Annotated in this window: 19 protein-coding genes; 9 read left to right on the plus strand and 10 right to left on the minus strand. The window is 57.2% G+C overall.

Annotated features, from left to right (window positions below; all coding sequences use genetic code 11):
• Positions 1-23 precede the first annotated feature (23 nt).
• The gene (gene purN, locus CQ017_RS13840; protein WP_096289096.1) at positions 24-593 is read right to left on the minus strand and encodes a phosphoribosylglycinamide formyltransferase; all 570 of its coding nucleotides are present in this window, start codon (positions 591-593) and stop codon (positions 24-26) included.
• Between the two features lie 128 nt (positions 594-721).
• Between purN and CQ017_RS13845 the strand changes: the two genes are divergently transcribed.
• Positions 722-1,243 (plus strand): DinB family protein, encoded by a 522-nt coding sequence (locus CQ017_RS13845; RefSeq protein ID WP_096289098.1) that lies wholly within the window; start codon positions 722-724, stop codon positions 1,241-1,243.
• A gap of 108 nt (positions 1,244-1,351) precedes the next feature.
• Positions 1,352-1,987, plus strand: a complete 636-nt coding sequence (locus CQ017_RS13850) for a hypothetical protein (protein WP_105554179.1) — start codon at positions 1,352-1,354, stop codon at positions 1,985-1,987.
• A gap of 227 nt (positions 1,988-2,214) precedes the next feature.
• Here CQ017_RS13850 and CQ017_RS13855 read toward each other — a convergent pair whose 3' ends face one another.
• From CQ017_RS13855 to CQ017_RS13870, 4 genes are all read right to left on the minus strand, one after another.
• On the minus strand, positions 2,215-3,504 hold the full coding sequence (locus tag CQ017_RS13855) for a DUF6350 family protein (RefSeq protein ID WP_105554233.1): 1,290 nt from the start codon (positions 3,502-3,504) through the stop codon (positions 2,215-2,217).
• A 102-nt stretch (positions 3,505-3,606) separates the two neighbouring features.
• Positions 3,607-4,416, minus strand: a complete 810-nt coding sequence (locus CQ017_RS13860) for an aldolase/citrate lyase family protein (RefSeq protein WP_105554180.1) — start codon at positions 4,414-4,416, stop codon at positions 3,607-3,609.
• Positions 4,401-5,186, minus strand: coding sequence for a 2-oxo-hept-4-ene-1,7-dioate hydratase (gene hpaH / locus CQ017_RS13865; RefSeq protein WP_096289106.1), 786 nt, complete (start codon positions 5,184-5,186; stop codon positions 4,401-4,403). Before hpaH ends, CQ017_RS13860 begins: the two co-directional genes overlap by 16 nt.
• A gap of 154 nt (positions 5,187-5,340) precedes the next feature.
• Entirely contained in the window at positions 5,341-6,027 is a 687-nt protein-coding gene (locus CQ017_RS13870) for a CE1759 family FMN reductase (RefSeq protein WP_096289108.1), read from the minus strand.
• A 158-nt stretch (positions 6,028-6,185) separates the two neighbouring features.
• Between CQ017_RS13870 and kynA the strand changes: the two genes are divergently transcribed.
• Together kynA and CQ017_RS13880 are read left to right on the plus strand one after the other, a co-directional pair.
• Complete coding sequence (gene kynA / locus CQ017_RS13875) at positions 6,186-7,055, plus strand: tryptophan 2,3-dioxygenase (RefSeq protein WP_105554234.1); 870 nt, start codon at positions 6,186-6,188, stop codon at positions 7,053-7,055.
• Positions 7,056-7,185: 130 nt separating this feature from the next.
• A complete protein-coding gene (locus tag CQ017_RS13880; RefSeq protein WP_176484311.1) occupies positions 7,186-7,887 on the plus strand; it encodes a PaaX family transcriptional regulator C-terminal domain-containing protein in 702 nt (233 codons plus the stop codon).
• Positions 7,888-7,897: 10 nt separating this feature from the next.
• Here CQ017_RS13880 and CQ017_RS13885 read toward each other — a convergent pair whose 3' ends face one another.
• From CQ017_RS13885 to CQ017_RS17905, 3 genes are all read right to left on the minus strand, one after another.
• A complete protein-coding gene (locus CQ017_RS13885) occupies positions 7,898-9,259 on the minus strand; it encodes a CoA transferase (protein WP_105554181.1) in 1,362 nt (453 codons plus the stop codon).
• Positions 9,260-9,427: 168 nt separating this feature from the next.
• Entirely contained in the window at positions 9,428-10,159 is a 732-nt protein-coding gene (locus CQ017_RS13890; RefSeq protein ID WP_096289114.1) for a transglycosylase family protein, read from the minus strand.
• Positions 10,160-10,369: 210 nt separating this feature from the next.
• Positions 10,370-10,585: a hypothetical protein gene (locus CQ017_RS17905; RefSeq protein WP_146112493.1), complete on the minus strand. Its 216-nt coding sequence runs from the start codon at positions 10,583-10,585 to the stop codon at positions 10,370-10,372.
• 210 nt (positions 10,586-10,795) lie between these two features.
• Between CQ017_RS17905 and CQ017_RS13895 the strand changes: the two genes are divergently transcribed.
• Positions 10,796-11,908, plus strand: coding sequence for a YihY/virulence factor BrkB family protein (locus CQ017_RS13895; protein WP_258133681.1), 1,113 nt, complete (start codon positions 10,796-10,798; stop codon positions 11,906-11,908).
• Here the strand turns inward: CQ017_RS13895 and CQ017_RS13900 are convergent.
• The gene (locus CQ017_RS13900; RefSeq protein ID WP_176484312.1) at positions 11,876-12,634 is read right to left on the minus strand and encodes a M50 family metallopeptidase; all 759 of its coding nucleotides are present in this window, start codon (positions 12,632-12,634) and stop codon (positions 11,876-11,878) included. The two genes, CQ017_RS13895 and CQ017_RS13900, sit on opposite strands and share 33 nt — an antisense overlap.
• 124 nt (positions 12,635-12,758) lie before the next feature.
• Here CQ017_RS13900 and CQ017_RS13905 point away from each other — a divergent pair, with 124 nt between their 5' ends.
• Together CQ017_RS13905 and CQ017_RS13910 are read left to right on the plus strand one after the other, a co-directional pair.
• Positions 12,759-13,073, plus strand: coding sequence for a hypothetical protein (locus CQ017_RS13905; RefSeq protein WP_096289120.1), 315 nt, complete (start codon positions 12,759-12,761; stop codon positions 13,071-13,073).
• Positions 13,074-13,285: 212 nt separating this feature from the next.
• Positions 13,286-16,609 carry a bifunctional RecB family nuclease/DEAD/DEAH box helicase gene (locus CQ017_RS13910; protein WP_258133667.1) on the plus strand — a complete coding sequence of 1,108 codons (3,324 nt, stop codon included), beginning with the start codon at positions 13,286-13,288 and terminating at the stop codon, positions 16,607-16,609.
• Positions 16,610-16,640: 31 nt separating this feature from the next.
• On the opposite strand, the gene CQ017_RS13915 is transcribed toward CQ017_RS13910, so the two are convergent.
• Positions 16,641-17,906 carry a polysaccharide deacetylase gene (locus tag CQ017_RS13915; RefSeq protein WP_096289124.1) on the minus strand — a complete coding sequence of 422 codons (1,266 nt, stop codon included), beginning with the start codon at positions 17,904-17,906 and terminating at the stop codon, positions 16,641-16,643.
• Between the two features lie 225 nt (positions 17,907-18,131).
• Between CQ017_RS13915 and CQ017_RS13920 the strand changes: the two genes are divergently transcribed.
• Both CQ017_RS13920 and CQ017_RS13925 read left to right on the plus strand, forming a co-directional pair.
• On the plus strand, positions 18,132-19,592 hold the full coding sequence (locus CQ017_RS13920) for a DUF3375 domain-containing protein (protein WP_105554184.1): 1,461 nt from the start codon (positions 18,132-18,134) through the stop codon (positions 19,590-19,592).
• Positions 19,589-20,275: a DUF4194 domain-containing protein gene (locus CQ017_RS13925; RefSeq protein WP_105554185.1), complete on the plus strand. Its 687-nt coding sequence runs from the start codon at positions 19,589-19,591 to the stop codon at positions 20,273-20,275. Before CQ017_RS13920 ends, CQ017_RS13925 begins: the two co-directional genes overlap by 4 nt.
• The last annotated feature ends 3 nt before the right edge of the window (positions 20,276-20,278 follow it).

Below are 20,278 nucleotides of genomic sequence, written 5' to 3' on the forward strand. Positions count from 1 at the left end.
AGTCTACTTTGTGCCGTTGCTGGCTACTTGCCCGTTGCCAGATCCGCCAAGGTATCGATCAGCAAGCGGCGTTCGACCAGCTTGATGCGTTCGTGCAAGGTGTCTTCGGTATCCTCGTCGCGCACTGCCACGGCTTCTTGACGTAGGATCGGGCCGGTGTCTACCCCGGCGTCGGCGATGTGCACCGTGCAGCCGGTGACCTTGACCCCATAGGCCAAGGCGTCCCGCACGCCGTGGGCTCCCGGGAAGGAAGGCAGCAAGGCCGGGTGAGTGTTGATGTACGTGCCGTCGAAAGCATCGATGAATTCCTCGCCGACAATGCGCATGAATCCGGAGGAAACCACGTAGTCGGGCCGGTAGGACAGGCACTTTTCGGTGAGCTCATGATTCCACTGCCCGCGGTCGGCGTAGTCCTTGAAATTGACCACGAAGGTTTCGATGCCGGCGGCCGCCGAACGCTCAACGCCGTAGGTGCCGTGCTTGTCCGCACCGACTGCGGCGATCTCTACATGAGGCAATTCGCCAGTTGCCACGGCGTCAATGACCGATTGAAGGTTCGAACCGGTTCCGGAAACAAGTACAACAATGCGCATACAGGCTATTCTACGGTTCCTTTGGCGTGCGGTTATCGCCGCCGCCGGCAGGTGAAGTAACGGCGCTCACAATAGCTGCGCTGCACAGCCTAGACTGGGCAGAAGCGCAACCAGAAAAGGAGCATGCCATGACCGAGATCATTCCGGATGACAAGAATTGGACCTTCGTCCTAGAATCCGTCTGCACCGAATGCCATCACGACGTGAGGAACGTGTCTCCAGCCGATGTTATCGAACAGCTCCCCCAGCTCGTCGACCGCTACCTGCTCGCATTGCGCCGCCCGCAGGCGCAAGAGCGCACCAGCCCGACGCGTTGGAGCGATCAAGAATATGTGCTTCATGTAGCCGAGATGCTGGTGACGATGACTCGCCGTTTGGAGCTTATGACCACTCAGGATGATCCGACCTTCCCCAGCTGGGACCAGGACCAGGCCGCCGAAAAGGGCAACTACAACCAGCTCGAAGTCGACGAGGCAGCAGCACGGTTGCGAGCCGCAGCCTCGCTCTATAGCAACAAGCTGGCCCGCATCGACAGCTCCGACTATGGCCGCAAGGGGCTGCGCTCCAATGGCGCAGCCTTCACCGTAGCTACTTTGAACCAGTACGCTTGGCACGATGTACTGCACCACATTTGGGATTTGAAAGCCTAGCGGACTACTAGGAGTTATTTATTTCAACCGTTTTTTGCCCCGCGGATCTCCTTGATTAGACTGCTTGATAAGCACGCCAAATCCTCACAGTTCAAGGACCGCAAGAGTATGAAGAATCATCACGCCGGCAAGGTATTGGTCTTGGCTCTCCTCGGGCTGTTCATGCTTTCGGCCTGCAGTGCCGATACCGCGTCCGAAGAAACTACCGCCCCGGTTCCGGACGCAACCGAACTAATGCCGGTGTTGAGCGAAGAAGCTGGAGACGCAGACCGGCTACCGGAGGGTTTCGAGACTTCCGAGGCCTACACCGCCGAAGCGCTGAGGATGTTGGCGCAGTCGAGTTATGGCGACCATTTTGTGGCCGAAGGCGTCAACGGCGAGCTCTGCTTGATCACCGTGGCCGCACCAAAAGAGCAAGGCATGGAACCCGAAGTCGCCGCCTCAACCTGTCCACCGGTCGAGCATGTGGCCGAGAACGGTATCCTGCTAGCGGTAACCGGCGGCGAGTCGAGTTTCGACGTGGTGACATTCCTGTTGCCACCGGATATTTCAGAGCAAACCGCCACCGAGACGATCAACAAGCTAGTACCCAATAATCACACCGGCCTTCGTCCTGCGGTGGAAATCCTCAGCAATGATTCGGCCGTCTTGCTTGTCATGACTTCAGAGACTTCTCAGGAACTGGGCGATTTCCAGCTTCCCCGCCCGAATGGTGATTCGCTGACGATACGGCCATTGGATTAAAGCAAAAACGAACACCTTGGAATCTCAGATGCAATGATCTACGCTGAAACGCCAAAGTGCTCGACAGTTGATTCGGTCCATACGCGGGTGCGCCACCACCGCAGCGCTGTGCAAAAAGATCGCATGCTTTTCTGCGCCTCTCGCCCCGCTGGCTACAAGGCCCAACCAACTCGGAGGCCGGTTGCCCTTCGCTGAATTGAATGCGAACCTGAGGTTGCCGGGGTTTTCTATCCTTCTAGTACGGGATCAGTTTCGAACAAGGGAGCAACCAGATAGCCGATCGCGGTACCCAAACCAATTTGCAGCGCCAACGCGCCGGCGGTGATCCACATATGCGGGCCCAACTCGGTCAGCCGGCCAACGGCCAAGGAACCCGAAGATAACCATGAACCGCTCAAGCTCACGAGACCGGCGACTATTCCGGTGAAGATTGAAAGGCACATGGTGGACAGGCCAAGGGAGAGAATTGTAAAAGGGATGCGGCGGGCAAACCAATCTTCCAGATGGTTTTCTCCCACACGAAGGAAGTACCAGCCAGCAACGATTCCGGCAACTACCGGGAGCAAGAGAAATAGCCATTGATTTCCCGCTTCGCCCGAGGGCAATGCCGCGAAGAGCGGCATGGACGGCAGCGGACCCACGGTGGTTTCCAACGTTGAAAGCGTGCTTCCGGCGCCGATGCTAAAACCGCCACCGCTAATCCAAGACAGCACCCAAAATACCGCATTCGGGATCAGCCCCAGCTGCAGCAGGGTCAGCGCAAAGGAACCGATGGGGCCCGGACGCAGCTCCTGGTAAATATTTGCTACATCGGCCCAGTGCAATCCCACGGTCACACTCATCAAGATGCCGGAAATAGCTACGGCGGCCATATATCCGATGAAACCGGCCACGATGACGTGCCATACATAGGATCCGGCCCAACGCCGATGTGGCGAGACACGCGATATATGTGCCGCAACGTCGACGCCGATGAGCCTGCCCCAGGTACCGGCTTCCCGGCGTGCGCCAAAGATCAGTCCGATGAAGGCGATGATCAGCGGGATAAAGGTCGCCGGCACGACGTCTGCCCTCGCGTATGCGTTACTCGCCAGGAAGGCCATGCCGGTGCCGATGGCACCATAGGTAATGAATGCCCCTGCAAGGCCTTGCCACAACTGGTCGGTGTATGAGGCCCTCGCGATTCGCCGCCCTGCGCGCCAGCAGAAAATGAATGGCAGCAAGCTCAAGCCCAAGGGCAAAAGTGTCAACCACCCGGAGGCCGAGCTGGGATCTGCCTCCGGTCCGAGGTTCATGACTTCTAGCGGAACCCCGTGAATCAATAGCCACAGCAGGCCGCCAAATTGCAGGATCGTTTCAAAGGATTCTTCGAGGAACCCACCGCTGAAATACACCGCAACCAGGGGCACGATCAGCAGCGCCATGCAGAACACGACAGATTGCACAATCTCGAACACACCCTGCAGGGCAAGGGGCATTGGCCATCCGTTGCGCAAGCGCAGCATCACGGCTTTCATGGGTTTCTTTTCGCGGCTCATCATCTTCAATGGTGCCACCATTGCCGCCGCCCACCGAGAAGCGACGCGCAACGGCAACCCATCAGGTCATCGGACCGGAAGCTAGTAACTTGCCGGAGCAGCTGCCTGTCCATCGTCCTTAAAGCTCGCGGCCAATGCCTCCGTGGCCCGGGCAAGCAAGGCAACGTCGGCACCGACACCCACATAATCGGCGCCGGCTTCGATGTACTTTCGCGCAGTTGCCTGATCGAAGGCATTCACTCCGGCATATTTGCCGGCGGCTTTTGCTGCCTCGATGGACTGCAGCACGCCGGAGACCACATCCGGGTGGCCTTGCTGACCGATCACGCCCATTGATGCTGCCAGATCCGAGGGGCCGATAAAGATCCCATCGACACCTTCGGTGCCAACGATCTGGGCGACGTTTGACACCGCCTCAGCCGACTCGATCTGCACCATCACGGTGATCGTATCGCCTGCACGATTAAGGTAGTCGGGAATTCGGTTCCAGCGCGCCGATCGCGCCAGCGCCGAGCCGACACCGCGCACGCCAAGCGGCGGATAGTTGCATGCGGCGACCGCGCTAGCCGCTTGCTGGGCATCGTTGACCATCGGAATGATCAGCGACTGCACGCCCAGATCCAAGAACTGCTTGATAACGACCGGGTCGTTGACCGGCGGGCGCACTACCGGGATGGTGGAATAGCCGCGCACCGCTTGGAGCTGCGCCAAGATGTTCTGCAGGTCATTGGGTGAATGCTCGGCATCGATGAATAGCCAGTCAAAGCCTGCGCCCGCGCAGATCTCTGCGTTGAGCGCCGAGGCGGAGCAGACCCAGATGCCGGTGAGCGCATGGTCTGCCTCGCGCAGCGCGTCCTTGAGCGACGGGTCGGGTTCTACTCGAAATGACATGTCACGGTTCCCATCGGTCCGTAGTCCGCAAAGACCGTGTCGCCCTTGTCCACCGGCATGGGACGGGTGAATGAGCCGGCCAGGATGATCTCCCCGGCGTTGAGCTTGTCCCCGTGCGGAGCGATTTTATTCGCCAACCAGTACACTCCAGCGGCCGGGTGGTTTAGCACGCCCGCTGCGACCCCGGTCTCTTCGATGGTCTGGTTCTTGAACAGGATGCCCGAGACCCAACGCAGGTCGATGGCATCCGGCTTCATCGGTGTGCCACCGATGACCATGGCACCCATCGCGGCGTTGTCGCTAATGGTGTCGACGATGCTGCGGCCCTTCATCTCAATGCGGGAGTCTAGGATCTCCAGGGCCGGAATCACATATTCGGTGGCCTCCAGCACGTCAAAAATATTCGCGTTTGGGCCTTCAATATCTTTCTTCAGTTTAAAAGCGAGTTCCATCTCCACTCGTGGGAACGTGTATTGATCCCAGTTGAAGGTGCACCCGGTGTCCAGCACCATATCTTCGAAAATGATGCCGTAGTCAGGTTCGGTGATTCCGGTCGCCATCTGCATGGCGCGCGAGGTCAAGCCGATCTTCCTGCCTGCCAAGACACGGCCGTTGGCTTCGCTGCGCTGGCGCCACAGGTTTTGCACCCGGTAGGAGTCCTCGACGGTCATTTCCGGGTAGCGTGCGGTCAGGAGCGGCACGGGCGTACGGGTAGCGCCTGCCTCGACAAGTTCATCGGCAATCGCCGTGATAATTTCCTCGGATAGCATCGACGGCTACACCTTTCGCATTCGAATTAAATCTACATGGGCTTTGTGGATGACATAGCTCACAAGTAAATATGCTATCGAGCTTCAAGGCTTCTGGCACATCGTACTAACATCCGCCGCCCGCAACGTCCGGAGGCAACGGCTAGATCGTGGATCAGCTTTTGCTCCCCTGGATGTTCGCCAGTAGGGCTTCGAACGGAAGTGTGGTTAGCGGGTCGTTGGGGTTTGCCGTGTCGCTGACCGATGGAGCAATCGAGCGCGTATCCGCCAGATCGGTATCGGCTTGGAGGTTTCCTCCATCCGCGGCAAGGGCCACAATGACCTCGCGAGCCACCCGCCGGGTGCGTTCGGCCAGGGTCCCGGCAAGGCCCTCGCCGCCAAAATCTTCCGAAGCGGCAAAAACGGTAGTAGGCATGATCTGCGTACGCAGGTAGGAGAAGATCGGTCGCATGGCGTAGTCCACGGCAAGTTGATGGCGCTGCGAGCCGGCAGTTGCAGCCAAAACTACCGGCTTTCCGTCCAGCGACCTCGGATCCAGGATGTCGATAAAGGATTTGAACAGTCCCGAAATCGAGGCCGAAAAGACCGGAGTGACAGCCACCAGTACGTCGGAATTCACAACCGCATCCACGACTTCCTGCAGCGCAGGTGGAGCGAACCCGGTAAGCATGTTATTCACGATGTCCTGCGCAAATTCACGCAATTCTACGTTGAGTACGTCGGCTTGGACTCCTGCACCGGCCAGTTCCGCTGCGACGCTTTCACCGATCTGGCGCCCGAGCAGCGAGGTGCTCGAAGGGTTGCCCAGTCCGCCGGAGATGACCACGATTGATTTGCTCATTATTCCCATCCTGAATCCAAATTTTATATGCGTATGCATGTAATAACGGGCGGGCGGTTGATTCTATTCCCGCCCCGGCGCGAATGCCCCTGCAGCTCATCTTGGGAACTTGTTTTCATTATTGTGACGGTCGCAAAGATATTGATACGATGATCTTTATGAGCAATGACCATGCAGAGTCCAAGAATCAGCGCGACATCGAGTCCGGCGTTCGCACCGATTTCCGAAATGCCATGTCGTACGGAAGCTACCTGGATTTGGAACGCATCCTTTCGGCCCAGCACCCGGTCAGCGTCCCAGAGCATCACGACGAAATGCTGTTCATTATTCAGCACCAGACCAGCGAACTCTGGCTGAAGCTGATGCTGCATGAACTGCTCGAAGCTCGCCGACTGATCGACTCGGACGACCTCGGCAAGGCCCTGAAATGCCTCGCTCGTGTGAAACATATCCAGAAAACCCTCACCGAGCAGTGGTCTGTTCTCGCAACGCTCACACCACGCGAATACGCGCAGTTCCGTGGTTTCCTCGGCTCATCCTCGGGTTTTCAGTCATTCCAATACCGTGCGGTGGAGTTTATCCTCGGCAACAAGCACGAAGGCATGCTCAAGGTGCACGAATCAGACCCGAAGGCACACGAAACGCTCACCGAGCTACTTAACGAACCAACACTTTACGACGCCTTCCTCGCTGCGCTTTCGCGCAAGGGCTACCAGATCTCCTCAGAAATCCTCGAACGCGATGTCACCAAGCCCTGGGAATTCCAAGCGTCGCTAGTGCCAATCTTCAAGGAAATCTACGAGTCCGAAGATACCGTGTGGAATCTCTACCAGGCCTGTGAAGACCTAGTGGATCTGGAAGACAATTTCCAAGCTTGGCGCTTCCGCCACTTGCGCGTGGTGCAACGAACCATCGGCTTCAAATCCGGGACCGGCGGCTCATCAGGCGTCAGCTTCCTGAAACGCGCACTGGACCTGACCTTCTTCCCCGAGCTCTTTGCGGTGCGTACAGAAATTGGCTCCGACTAGCCCCCTTGCCGCATTCGCCCTTGATGATTTCGAGTCTAGGACCGGTAGCGCGGCGTCGGTGGTACGCACCATTGCCGGCCTCTACCTGCGCCATGAGACAACGCCGGTTCCACGTCCCCGAATCATTGAGATGGCTCGAGCGGCAGGGGTGTCGACTCCCGCAGCACAGACCGCTGTTTCGCGGCTCATCGACCGCGGTGTATTGGAAACCGCGGGGCCTGCGGCACTTTCGGTGACCACGCCCGCTATGGCGATGTTTGCCCGCGGCAATAGGCGTATTTTCACTCCGCGTTGCATGGAACATTCCGATCGTTGGGTCCTTGTCGCTTTTTCCTTGCCGGAAGCCCTGCGCGCCACCCGGCATCAGCTGCGCAAACATTTCGTCCAGTTAGGTGGAGGCCTCGTCTCGGCTGGCCTGTGGATCTTCCCCGAATATTTGCAATCCGAGGTCTTGGAAGTCCTGGGAGCCTTGGACGCGAGGAACTACGCCACGCTTTTCATTTCGGAGACATTCGACCACCCGGGATCGGCCCGTGAAGCCTCCGCACAGTGGTGGGACTTGGACAAATTGGCCAAACTCCACCGCTCTTTTCTTGCTGCCACGGCGGGACTCGACGCGACGTCGATAGACGCTGAAGATGCCTATCTCGGCTATGTCGTGCTCATTGATGCGTGGCGAGCCATCCCGTACCTTGATCCGGGTCTCCCCGAACAGATGCTCCCCGATAACTGGCCTGGCCAAGCAAGCCGGGAGCGGTTCGTGGAAATTTCGGCCGCCTTCAAAGACCGGGCTGCGGCACATGCCGAGCACCTGCTGCGCTTGGCGGGCTGAAATCCTTCGATTAGCGCCAGACGGGCTCATCTGTGCCGTAGGGAGCCGGCGGCCCTGCATAATCAAGTGCCAGGCCTCCACACGATAGAGCTGGCGGGGCATAGGTCAGTTCTCCGAACGTACTGTTGATCTTGCGCACTGCGGGTTGACCCAGCGGTTCGATGTCCGCAGTTGGCAAGGGCTGCTCCAGCAGTGCCGTAGCCGTGCGAACCAGCGAGAATCTCGCGTGGCCGGTCATTCCCTGGGTTCTTCGCGCAGCCGCCAAGGACACCACGGCCGCAGCCATCCCGTATCCGGTTGCATGATCCAGCGCCTGCACCGGCAATGCGCCCGGTCTGCCCTCGGCGTCCCGGTAGATATCCGCGATACCGCATGCGGCTTGTACGATGCTGTCGAAGCCACGACGCTTTGCGTAGGGGCCGGTGTCACCCCATGCGCACAACTCGACGATGATTAGATTCGGATAGCGTTCGCGTAGCTGCTGAGTCCGCAATTCGTGCGCCGCTAAAGCACCGGGACGGTACCCGAGTAAAACCACGTCTGCTTCGCTCAACAGCTCATGCACGGTGTTTGCCTGCCGCAGATCGCGCAGGTCAATTTCCGTGCTTCGCTTTCCGAATCCGGTTTCTATGTACTGGCCCTGCAGTTCGGGCATTTGCGGAGGATCGACACGTAGGACGTCGGCCCCCAACATCGCTAGGGTACGCGAGGAAGTGGGTCCCGCTATGACCCGGGTGAAGTCCAGGACGCGTAGCCCTCGAAGCGGCTTGGCTAAGTCTTGAGAATATTTCCACAATCGGCCCTGCGACACCTCGCTCATCGCGAACTCGACCCAAGGTCCGGCGGCAGCCGCTTGCCCCATTGCCGTAGCTTGCCATTGCGCGCGCGTTCGAACCTCTGCCGCGATCCCTCCGCAGGCGGTGATCAGTTCGACGACGTCGCCGGCTTCAACCATCAGAAGAGACTCAGCGAGCCGTTCGGGGCGGTCAATCCTCAAGGCTTGGAGCAGGGCGCGACGGTGATGCGGATAATTCGCGTGCGTGCGTATCCAGCCGTCGCTCGTTTGATAGAACCCAGAACAGGCATCGAACGCATCTCTTCGTTGCCCAGCGATGCGCAAGTGTTTCGTGGAAGCAAAGGCGGCGGCAGCCCTGCGAGCATCGATGGTGAACAAATCTTGGCTGCCGGTCAGCTGATTAACCGCCGCGGCACATAATTCGGTGGAGGCAATCGTTAGCCCCTCAACGTCCAAAGGCCCACCCCACCACCGCCGGGGCCCACTCCAGTTCTTTGCACGCAGAGCTGGAAGCAGCCCACACTGGGCAAATTCGGCATCGAGTGAAGGCACATCTCCGAGCTGGGAGGTACTCATCCCCGCGTGAACTGACTTTTAGGCATGTGGCTAGCGTGCCATTGCGCTCAATCACAGGCAAATGCTGCGGATACCGCGGTGCCTGCCCTGCAGACGCAGGGTTAAACACCTTGAGCTCGTGCCATTACCCAGCTGGGTAATGGCACGAGCTCAAGACCAAAAGCGAAATTAGTTCGCTGGTACGTTCAGGGTCTGACCAACCATGATCAGATCTGGGTCATTCAACTGATCGTCGTTCAGCACGAACAATCCACGCCAGTCCTTGACGCCCAAGCTGTCAGCAATCTTCGCAAGAGTATCGCCGGACTTTACGGTGTAGTCCTTGCCCGAGTCGGTAACCTTGATGTTGAAAACTGGTGCCTGAGGTGCCGCTTCAACGTGCTTGCCAGCGCTTGGCTGCGTGACCTTCTTGGAGCTACCGGTGCGCTCCAACGACTGCGAAGGCGCAGCCTTCTTGGTGGTCTGCTGCTTAGGCGCTGCCTGCTGCTTTGGCGCTGCCTGCTGCTTTGGAGCCTGCTTCTTTGGAGCTTCCGGAGCCGAGTTGCCCGATGGCGTGCCGCTCAGCCCAAGCTTCGCCGAGCAAGCTGGCCACGCACCCCAACCCTGTCCGGCCTGGACCTTGGTGGCGATACGAATCTGCTCGGCCTTCGAAGCCTGGTTAGGCATGCCACTGCCGCCGAATGCCTTCCAAGTCTGAAGCGAGAACTGCAAGCCACCGTAGTAACCGTTGCCGGTGTTGATGGACCAGTTGCCACCGGATTCACACTGTGCAAGCTTGTCCCAGCTGCTAGCCGCGGAAGCCGGCACGGTCGAGGCGACGACTGCGGTGCTTGCTACTGCTACGGCGGCCAAGGTGGCTCCACCGCGACGAATGATGTTTTTGGTCTTCTGCTGGATCATGACTCTCCAGTGCCCTTCCACGCTCAGGCCTTCCTAGGCCATCCCTGTGCACCGCTCTGCGTCGCATTTCGACTTTTTTTGAAGTACTGCCCTGGTGAGCGGTTTGGAAGTCCCGGCAGTAGGTGTTTCCCCATAACACTGCGAGTGTTATCGAAACGTTATAAATGACCATAGCGCACGACCCCGCACCCTACGCAACTCAGGATTCTTTCAGAAACCCTGTAAATACAGGTCAAAACGGCCAAAGAAATTTTTTCGACGATCCCTTTTTTGGGCGATTTCTTCGAATCCACCGCCGAAGTTGTTATCTTTTCTAAGTGGATCTTGCTTGTGCTTTTGTGATACAGCTTCCACCGTTTTCTCGCTGTGTCCTCCACCTAGGTTCACTGCCCGATGGTGCACTAACGAGAAAGTTTGTTTCCTCACCGTTCGCCACCTCCTTGCCTCCCGAGCCGCTGATTGGGAAACTTCGATCCACTTCTAACTGCCGCCTCACCGCACGGTATTTAGGTAGTGTGGGACTCGGAATAACAAGTAGTGTTTCTGCAAAACGGCAGATAAGGGAACCCGATGGCATTTAGCGACCGACTGACCAAGGAACGAGTCAGGGAGGCCTTGAGCTGCTATCCCCGGGCGATGCGAGAATTCTTCCGAATCGACGGGCTAGACGGAGCCGCTTCCCTTTCCTACTATATGGTTCTAGCGATGTTCCCCGGACTGCTGGCACTGATCTCTTTGCTTTCGCTGGTTGGAGCAAGCGAAAGTAGCACTCAATGGATTATGGATCTGATTCGCCAAAGCCTCGCTGCTAGCGGACAGCAAACCGGCGACGCCCAGCAACTAGTCGAAACCGCTGAGCAGCTACTCACCGGCCTCGCGAGCTCAGCCAAGGGCACATTTTGGGCCATTTTGATTGGTTCCCTCGGTGCCCTGTGGAGCACCTCCGGATACGTGACCGCATTCAGCCGGCAAATGAACCGGCTTTTCGGTGTACGCGAAGGTCGTCCACAATGGAAGAGACGCCCGCAAATGTTTGCCATCACCGTGCTGATCATGGTCGTGGCCGTGATTTCTTTGGCACTGCTGGTAACGTCCGGTTCGATCGCACGGGCCATGGGAAATCTTTTCGGACTCGGCGACAGCTTCGTGCTGCTGCTGAACATCGCCAAACCGCCAGCCCTATTTGTGATGATCCTGCTGGTTCTTGCCTTGTTGTACCACTTCACCCCGAACGTTAGACGCGTAAAGTTCCATTGGTTTTCCCCAGGAACATTTACGGCTCTGATAGTTCTTGGCCTTTCCGCAGTGGGATTCACCGTCTACCTCGCAAAATTTGCAAGCTACTCGGCCACATACGGAGCGATTGGCGGCGTCATTGTTCTCGTTCTGGCCTGCTGGATCAGCAATATCGCACTCATTATCGGGGCATTGGTAGACATTGAATTTACCCGTCTGCGCCAACTACGAACCGGCCTTGCCTCAGCAGCTGAGGTGCATCTTCCCTTGCGCGACAACACCATGGTGGCTCGCGAACAACTTGCGGTTTACAAGGACTTAGTCCGAGCCCAGGAGATTCGCATCAATCATGGCGGAGATCCATTACAAGATATGGAAATTGACCCGGCCGGACGGACCAAGCGCAAAACAAAGTGGCTGCCGGTTGGCATTGCGGCTGCCACGGCTTGGCTGGTGTCGCGTAGCCGTGCGACTAAAAAGCTAAAACAGCCGAAGAAGACTCTGAACTCCTAAGAATATGCCGGCTCCGCCCAACGCCATGATGACCAACAGCCAAAGCGTGGCAAAGGTCCCGGTGGCGCGGGCAATCAGGTAAGCATCGGATTGCTCAATGTCACGGCGCCGCCAAGTATGAACTGCCAAGACCTTGAGGTAATCACGGATTCCCGAGCAAAGCAGGAATCCGCCAAGGAGCAAGGCCAAATATATGTAAGCACTGGACGGTGCAAAGAAAACGACTCCGAGAGCGACCAAAGCGCTCGCGCTGCACACGACAAATGCTGGCCAGTTACGCACGAAAACTAAGGCAAGCACAAAGAACAACGCGTATATGCCCAAGGCTCTGCCGGCATAGCCGGCGGCAGTGGCCCACAATAATGCAGCCGAGACTAGAAGTGGCGCGGGATAGCCAAAGATCCCAGAAATAATGATCGAGACCTTTCCCCGACCACGGCTGACAACTTCGCCGGAGTGGTCCCAGCCGAGGCGGAGCCCAGTGACGAAGCGCCCGGTGAACAGCGCACTGATTACATGTCCTAGCTCATGGACCAGAGTGGAATACATTCCGGTAATTCGCCATACCGGGCGTGGAAGTACCAGCCCAAGGACAAGGACTAATAGGATTGTCCATTGCCCGGAGACGAGATCAACAGGTTGCGATTCCCATAGCCGAGCCCAAGCTCCATTGAGATCTACAATCATGTTCGCTCCAGATGCATTTCGATCGTCGATTTCTCTCATTCTTTCAATCCCTAGCGCATTCCCCGAATTGCCACTTCGACCATGCACCAACTTCTGGGGATGGTCACAGGTGAGAGCAATACGATTAACGGCAGCATACTGTTGTCGTTTTCTGGAGGTTTCCTTGTCTCGCTTAGCTTCTACCGCCATTGCCGTCACCGGATTGACTGGCGGATACGCCACGGGTCGCATCACCAAGAAGCGCCCACTTGCCGCGGTGGTGTTGGCAGCAGCCGGTACCGGGGCATTCTTCATCTGGAAAAAGGATGCCGGAACAGCCAAGGCAATTGCCTTGGTCGGCGCATACCTCACTGCTTTCGGTGCATCGCACCCATTGTCAAAGAAAATCGGAGCTTGGCCAGCGGTCAACACGGTCACCGCCGCGGTGGGTGTTCTTTCGCTAGTTGTCGGCGGCGCGACGAAGCCTTCGCAAGACTAGGCAACGGACATCAATTGGTCGGGGCAGAGTGCTACGTTGACTAGGTAACCACCCAGTCTGCGAAAGGCACCGCCCCCGTGTTCTTCTTTGGTGATCAGTTCGTCTTTTCGGCTAGTGACCTTGCGGTCGCAGTCGACTGTCATTTTCAATCGTTGTGCCTGCTGGATGTAAAACTCGGGCGCCGGGGAAAGACCGAGTCGGCTACCGACGAAATGCTTGTAAGAACCGCGGAGCTCGGAGACGTCCACGAACGAAACGTGCTTGCGGAACTAATTGAGCAATACGGTGACTACGACCCGCAGTCCGGCACCGGCGTCAAACAGCTCCTCACAAGACCCGAACACAATGCTGCGTCCTTGCAGGCAGCGCACCGCGAAACCATCCAAACGCTTCGCAGCGGTGCGGACGTCATCTTCCAAGCTACGTTCTTTGACGGCTCTTTTATCGGATTCGCCGATTTCTTGGTTCGCCAGCCCGACGGCAGCTGGGCTGTTTGGGACACCAAACTCGCAAGGCATGCCAGGGTATCCGCATTGCTTCAAGTTGCCGCCTACGCAGACCAACTGCAAGCCGAAAACATAGCCGTACACCCACAAACAACATTGGTTCTTGGCGACGGTACTCACTCGGTGCACCGAATCGACGAGATCCTCCCGGTGTTCCGCGCTCAGCGCGAACGATTTATCAAGATGGTCGGTGAGCACTCCGCAGCCAATGGCCCGGTGCTCTGGGATTCGGACACGATACGCATTTGTGGCCGTTGTGATTTCTGCGCGGAGCAGGTGAGCACCACACGCGATGTGCTGCTGGTAGCCAATATGTCGATGGTGCAACGTGAGAAGCTTCGCCGACAAGGAATCTTCACTATCGACCAGCTTGCCGCAACGAACGCCAAGGAAGGCACCTCGCTGGCCCGCACGGTCGATCAGGCAAGAATGCAATTGGGTTTGGGACAGGTGGACGGTACCGAGCAGGGGGTGTCCTACCGGGTGAAGTCGTCGCAAACGATATCGACGCTGCCCAACCCCGACCAAGGTGACATATTCTTCGACTTCGAAGGCGACCCGCTATATCAGGAACCCGTCGATAACTCGTGGGGATTGGAATACCTATTCGGGGTCATTGAAAATGATACTGGAGCACCGGTATTCCGCCCCTTTTGGGCACACAGCCGCGCCGAAGAACGACAAGCCTTCTTGGACTTTATTGAGTACGTGCAAGCGCGCCGTCAGCGCTTCCCGAACATGAAGATCTACCACTACGCGGCCTATGAAAAAAGTGCACTACGTAAACTCTCACAGGTTCATATTGCAGGAGAAGACGAAGTCGACCAGTGGCTCCGCGACAATCTACTCATTGATCTCTATGAAACGGTACGAAACTCGTTGGTGGTGTCCACCCGTTCGTATTCAATCAAGAAGCTTGAACCGCTATATATGAAAGAGCATCTGCGCTCCGGTGATGTCACCGATGCGGGTGCTTCCGTGGTCGCCTATGCCCACTATGTATCTGCGCTGGCCTCCGGTGCTGATGCGCAGGCAGCGCAGATTCTCGAATCAATCGCTGACTACAATGAATACGATTGCCTGTCGACGCTTCGCTTGCGCGATTGGCTCTTGTCGCTCGTAGACTTCCAGCCACAAAGGCATCCTGATGTAGAGCTTTTGGACGAAGTCCCCGACGAATATGAGCCCACCGAAGAAGAGCTACGGCTCCAAGAATATTTGGCCGGGCTCCCGCACAACCAAGCACTGAGTGACGATGACCGGGCAATCGCCATGGTCGCGGCGGCCACTGGCTACAATCGCCGCGAGAGAAAGCAGTTCTGGTGGGAGCATTTCGACCGGCTCTCCGCACCTATGGACGATTGGTCCGAGGTACGCGGCATCTTCACGGTGGACTCCGCAGAGCTACTTGAAGATTGGCATAAAGCAACCGAACGCGCCCGGACGTTGACCAGAGTCACCAAGCTTTACGGAACTCTGGCCGAAGGATCACTGCTCAGCCCGGGCACCGGGGTCTTTGCCATGTTTGCCGCACCCCTGCCCGAAGGCATGGAAGCAGGCGACGACGCGCTTCGCGGCGGAGCTTTCAACGCCACGGTGGTCGAGGTTGGCGAAGGATGGATTGCCATCGCAGAAAAGACCAGTGGGAAAGTCTCCGAGTACGGGTCTTTCCCCGTCGCGCTCACCCCAGGCCAGCCAATAGCCACCAAAAGCATTGACGAAGCATTGGCACAGATCGCCCAAGAGGTCGGTGCCATTGTCCCGGAGCTACCGCAACAGCCTGGCATAGATATTCTGCGTCGAATTCCACCGCGGTTGAAAACCCTAGCTACCCCGACCGCCCCAGCAATAGTGGACGGTAACGCCCAAGTTTATCCTGCCTTGGTGGAAGCCCTGAAGGACCTGGATCATTCTTATCTTGCTGTTCAGGGCCCTCCGGGCACCGGCAAGACCTTTGTCGCTTCGCATGTGATTCACGAATTGGTTAAGGACGGCTGGAAGATTGGAGTCGTCGCCCAATCTCACGCGGTAGTTGAAAACGTTTTGCGCAAGGCCATCGAAGCAGGCGTGCACCCCGATCAGGTTGCGAAGGAAGTCAAGCACAAGGACCCTGTGCCGTGGACTGGTATCAGCGCCGCGGCGATTGACGATGCGATCCGCTCTGCAGACGGTGCGCTAGTTGGCGGCACCGCGTGGACGATGACCGGCAAACGGATCCCGGCCGCGAGTTTGGATTTATTGGTCATCGACGAAGCCGGACAGTTTTCGCTGGCTAACACCTTGGCCGTTTCACGGGCAGCACGTAACCTTCTGCTGCTCGGAGATCCGCAACAGTTACCGCAGGTAACCCAGGGTTCTCATCCCCAGCCTGTGGATGAATCAGCATTGGGCTGGCTATCCGAAGGTCGCCCGGTACTACCGGAGGAATTGGGCTACTTCCTTGCAACATCATGGCGCATGCACCCGCAGCTTTGCGAAAAAGTCTCGGCGTTGAGCTACGACCACAAGTTGTTCTCCGCGAAGGCCGCGGGGCTCCGCGAACTGAGAGGAACAGCCCCTGGCGTTGAGACCCGCATCGTGCAGCACCGTGGGAACACGACCAGCAGTGCCGAAGAAGCCTCAACCATTGCGGGGCTAGTCCGCGAGCATCTGGGAATGCTGTGGAATCCGGGTGGCGGGAAGGAACCGCGGGTACTGGCCGAAGCAGACATTCTTGTCGTGGCCGCCTACAACGCCCAGGTGAATCTGGTGCGCGAGATCCTTGACGGGGAACAGCTTTCCGGGGTGAAGGTCGGCACGGTGGACAAATTCCAGGGTCAAGAAGCACCAGTGGTACTGGTGACAATGGCCTGTTCAAGCGCCGACGATGCTTCACGAGGTATCGATTTCCTGTTGAACCGAAATCGCATCAACGTGGCCATCTCCCGAGGCCAGTGGAAAGCGGTGATCGTGCGTAGCGAGCGACTCACCGACTTCCTGCCATCGAATCCCGCCGCATTGTCGCAACTCGGTGCTTTCATGGCGCTTTAACCATTGGCCGTCCATCGATTCGGCGCGTCTTTCACCGCGCCGAATCGATAACTTCTGCTACGTCAAAGAAGGACTTCAGCACGGGCCGATCCCCGCGTTGCTCTTTGTCGAATTGCAGGCCATCGACGTTTATTCGCATCTGCCGCTGGTAATCATCGCGTTGCTGCATCCATGCGGTGATGGTGCCGTCTACACCGTAGAAGTACATAAACCCTTCCTTCTTCAACAGCTCAAATCGTGCACCCGAGTATGACCCGGTGCGAGCGATATCTGAGCCAAAAGGGTAAATGAACTGATCGGTTTCGCCCAGGATTGGTTCGACTTCGTCCTTCCACAGCTTCATGTCACGTTTGAAACGGCCCAGGCTCACGGTTCCGGTTGCGATATGACCCCATGAATGAGAGGCGAAGACCCACCCTTCCTTTTTCATCGCCTCGGCGATTTTGGTTGCTTCTTCCCGGTCCTTTTTAAGATTCTTACTATCCGGATATTGGCTTTGCGAAGTCCGGTAGCCGAATACACCGTTATAGCCGGTCATGGCGATGATCCCGCGAGCATCCCGGTAGGAAAAATCCGGATGCTCGGCTACAAAGTCATCGAGCACTGTGGTCACGTCGTACGCGCCCACATGCTTCTTACCGTCACCGTCTACATATTCGTTTCGGACGTTGCCCTTCTTATCGAGCACCAGCCGGTCGGCGAAACCATCGCCTTCCATATATTCGTAGTAGCTCAGGTCATCAAGGGATAAGACGATGGGTTTTTTCCCGGCCGGAAGCATAATTTCCCGGTAGCTCATATTTTTCTTCTTATCGAGACCGGCGAAGTCAGCAGGGTTGACCAGCACGAAATCACGGCTGTGCAGCTCTTGGAGGATCGCTTCAAATTCCTTTTGCGTCACCATATAGTCCCGGTAGCCCTGTGCCCTATTGTCTTTATCGAAGGCGCGCTTCGGATCAACAACGAGCGAGTGGAAGAATAAGTGCGGAATCTGGTCGGGGTGTTCCCACGCAGAGGTGCCCTTCTTTTCAGATTCGAGACCCCGAACCAAGTCGTTGAGTTTGGCGCTAGGGTCTTCCTCCGCCAGTTTGATGGCGGCGTTGTAGTCGTACCCGTCGGCAAGTCGATTGATCTGGGCAAGGACGCCTTCTTCGCGTGCAGCTTCATCTGCAGCCTTTTGAGCCTCTACGGCTGCTTGAGACGCGCTACTAGCAGCTATTTCAGGGTCGACTTGGTCACTACAACCGGCCAATGCCAAGACGACTGTGGCCACTACCGCGATCTTGATGTGCTTCACTTCGCATCTCTCTCCTCGTAGCGGCTATCCCCATGGACGCTACGATTTCTCCTTGCCATCACCTTGTTTCCGACCTTACACATACTTATCTGGGGTTTGTACCCTTGGACGCAGTCGGCCGGGCAACAACTTGGCAACACTTTTCACTTCACAATTTCTCACATGAACCTTCAGGCTCGATGGCTTAGAATTGATAGGTTAGGCGTCGAAAGATCAAGGATGTACATGCAGCCCTCGCATCGCGCGAACAGCTTGTGGCTTCAGTCCCAGCAGTTCAGGAGTTCGGCAGCATATCGGCTTCTTACCGCGCAGCCTTGGGCTGTTGCCTTTATCCGATCAGAATTTACTGCGGACAAGCCACGTGTAGCCCTAGAACTTTTCCATGCTTCATTGGATTCGTTCTTGAAGCTCGCTCGCACCAGCGACGAACAGATTCCCCAAACGTATTCCGCCCAAGACTTCGCCGAGGTCTGGGTCAAGCAGGGAATCTTGGCCCGTCCCCTGATCGACGGGCGTTTCGTCTACGAACCGAGCGCACAGACCTTGCGTACCCTGCGTTTCCTCGCAGATTTTTCGGCTGACGACTCGCACCTGAACTCTTCTCGCTTGAATACCTTGCTGTCCTCGCTGGAGTCCTTAGCCCACGAGACAGATCCAGACCCTGAAGCGCGTATTCGTGCCTTGGAGTCACAGATTGCCATGCGGCAAGCGCAGATCAATGAACTGCGCACCGGTGATGCTCCTGCGGTGCTTTCGCGTGCCACCGCGCTGTCCGCGACTCGCTCGGTGCTTGACTTGGCTTCGAGCCTTCCTGCCGACTTCCGCCTAATGCGCGACGGGGTTCAGGAGATGTTGCATTCCCTACGGGAAGGCATCTTGGACGCGTCTACGGCAAAAGGCGTTGCGGTAGGCCAAGTCTTAGAAGCCGACCGCCAGCTCCGTTCAACCGCCGAGGGCGAGACCTTCCGGGGCTTCACGGAGTTCCTCAACTCTCCAGACGCGCAACAGCGTTTCCGCGCCGCACTTTCTGAAGTCCTAGAACGCAACTTCGTGGACGACCTCGATACTCCGGAACGCCAGATTCTGACCAATTTGCTTCGTGAGCTCCGACGTCAGGCAGCAGAAGTCCATACTTCGTACGGAAAGCTCTCCGAATCGCTGCATGCCTTTGTTCAGTCTGAGGACTACCAACAAGCACAGCTTCTGCGCCAGGCGGTACGTAGTGCTGAAGCGGCGATCGTGAAGTCTGTGACGCTCAGGCCACGCAGTGCTTTGGCTCCGCTTGAACTTTTCGCCCCACAGTTCATGACGCTTGCTGGCCTAGGCATCTTTGACCCGTCCGAGCATGTGGCCCCGCCGCCGTTGGCGGCAGCACCGGACTACAGCGCCTCCGATATCGTGCGCACCCCATCCACTCCGCAAGCGAATATGGCTTTCCTCCGTGAGTCGGTAACAAGCAAGCTTGGCCACCGCTCAGAGGATCGGCTCCCGCTCGATGAAATTTTCAATGATCTGCCCGAAGAGCACCGCCATCTGAATACCGTGCGTGCCTTGATCGAAATAGGCCGGACCAACGGCGAATCACTGAGTGAAACGGATTTGATGACCATCACCTTCCGGCAGGTTGATGGTTCTGAACGTACAGCAATTCTTCCCGCCCTAACTTTCACGAAGGAGCCGCTATGACCAGCACAAATTCATATGCTGCACCCATCACCGAATCGCTCTTTGAGGGAGACCGCGGCAACTTCTCATTGGAGCTGCGGCAATTACTAGTACGTTTGCTACGCGGCCCCTACCTCGATGGGTCAACCGACCCGGCGGCTTGGCAGCTATTGCTAGACCAGCAGGAAGTAGTAGGAGCCTATGTTTCGGAAATTTTTCTGACCATCTCCATGGACACGGATCGAAAAATTGCGATGCTTACTCCAGCGCAAATCGATCAGGTGCACACCTCTCCGATTGCCCCGCGCCGCGCCTTGAAGCGCGACGAAACCTTGCTCGCGCTACGCCTGCGCCTACTGCTGGAACAGCATTCCGGCACCGGAACCGACGCAGTCCTTTCACGAAGCGCCATGCATGAGATCTTGGCCGAACATCGTAGTCCCTCCGATCGCGATGACAAACGCTTTGCCGAATCCTGTGACGCGGCAATTGCCCGGCTGAATTCCCTGCGCTTGCTCACCGGCACGGAATTAGCCGACGAATTCAGGATTTCTCCGGCCCTAGCGATGGCCCTGCCCATTTCACGAATCGAAGATATTCCCCAATATATCGCTGCGATCAATGCAAACGAATCGACGCTGAATCTGTCCGCCGACACTTCCGAAGAACTGTCCCTGGATTCAACCGACCTGGTGCAGGAGTAGCCG

This window comes from Arthrobacter sp. MYb224, assembly GCF_002975455.1.
Taxonomy (GTDB): Bacteria; Actinomycetota; Actinomycetes; order Actinomycetales; family Micrococcaceae; genus Glutamicibacter.

What these genes read in the sequence shown, in the direction of transcription:
- CQ017_RS13850 (WP_105554179.1), top strand. Translation starts at nt 1,352, where the DNA reads ATGAAGAATCATCACGCCGGCAAGGTATTGGTCTTGGCTCTCCTCGGG.
- CQ017_RS13910 (WP_258133667.1), top strand. Translation starts at nt 13,286, where the DNA reads ATGCTTGTAAGAACCGCGGAGCTCGGAGACGTCCACGAACGAAACGTG.
- CQ017_RS13890 (WP_096289114.1), bottom strand. Translation starts at nt 10,159, where the DNA reads ATGATCCAGCAGAAGACCAAAAACATCATTCGTCGCGGTGGAGCCACC.
- CQ017_RS13885 (WP_105554181.1), bottom strand. Translation starts at nt 9,259, where the DNA reads ATGAGTACCTCCCAGCTCGGAGATGTGCCTTCACTCGATGCCGAATTT.
- CQ017_RS13925 (WP_105554185.1), top strand. Translation starts at nt 19,589, where the DNA reads ATGACCAGCACAAATTCATATGCTGCACCCATCACCGAATCGCTCTTT.
- CQ017_RS13920 (WP_105554184.1), top strand. Translation starts at nt 18,132, where the DNA reads ATGCAGCCCTCGCATCGCGCGAACAGCTTGTGGCTTCAGTCCCAGCAG.
- CQ017_RS13855 (WP_105554233.1), bottom strand. Translation starts at nt 3,504, where the DNA reads ATGAAAGCCGTGATGCTGCGCTTGCGCAACGGATGGCCAATGCCCCTT.
- CQ017_RS13845 (WP_096289098.1), top strand. Translation starts at nt 722, where the DNA reads ATGACCGAGATCATTCCGGATGACAAGAATTGGACCTTCGTCCTAGAA.
- CQ017_RS13860 (WP_105554180.1), bottom strand. Translation starts at nt 4,416, where the DNA reads ATGTCATTTCGAGTAGAACCCGACCCGTCGCTCAAGGACGCGCTGCGC.
- kynA (WP_105554234.1), top strand. Translation starts at nt 6,186, where the DNA reads ATGAGCAATGACCATGCAGAGTCCAAGAATCAGCGCGACATCGAGTCC.
- CQ017_RS13895 (WP_258133681.1), top strand. Translation starts at nt 10,796, where the DNA reads ATGCGAGAATTCTTCCGAATCGACGGGCTAGACGGAGCCGCTTCCCTT.
- CQ017_RS13880 (WP_176484311.1), top strand. Translation starts at nt 7,186, where the DNA reads ATGGCTCGAGCGGCAGGGGTGTCGACTCCCGCAGCACAGACCGCTGTT.
- CQ017_RS13870 (WP_096289108.1), bottom strand. Translation starts at nt 6,027, where the DNA reads ATGAGCAAATCAATCGTGGTCATCTCCGGCGGACTGGGCAACCCTTCG.
- purN (WP_096289096.1), bottom strand. Translation starts at nt 593, where the DNA reads ATGCGCATTGTTGTACTTGTTTCCGGAACCGGTTCGAACCTTCAATCG.
- hpaH (WP_096289106.1), bottom strand. Translation starts at nt 5,186, where the DNA reads ATGCTATCCGAGGAAATTATCACGGCGATTGCCGATGAACTTGTCGAG.
- CQ017_RS13900 (WP_176484312.1), bottom strand. Translation starts at nt 12,634, where the DNA reads ATGAGAGAAATCGACGATCGAAATGCATCTGGAGCGAACATGATTGTA.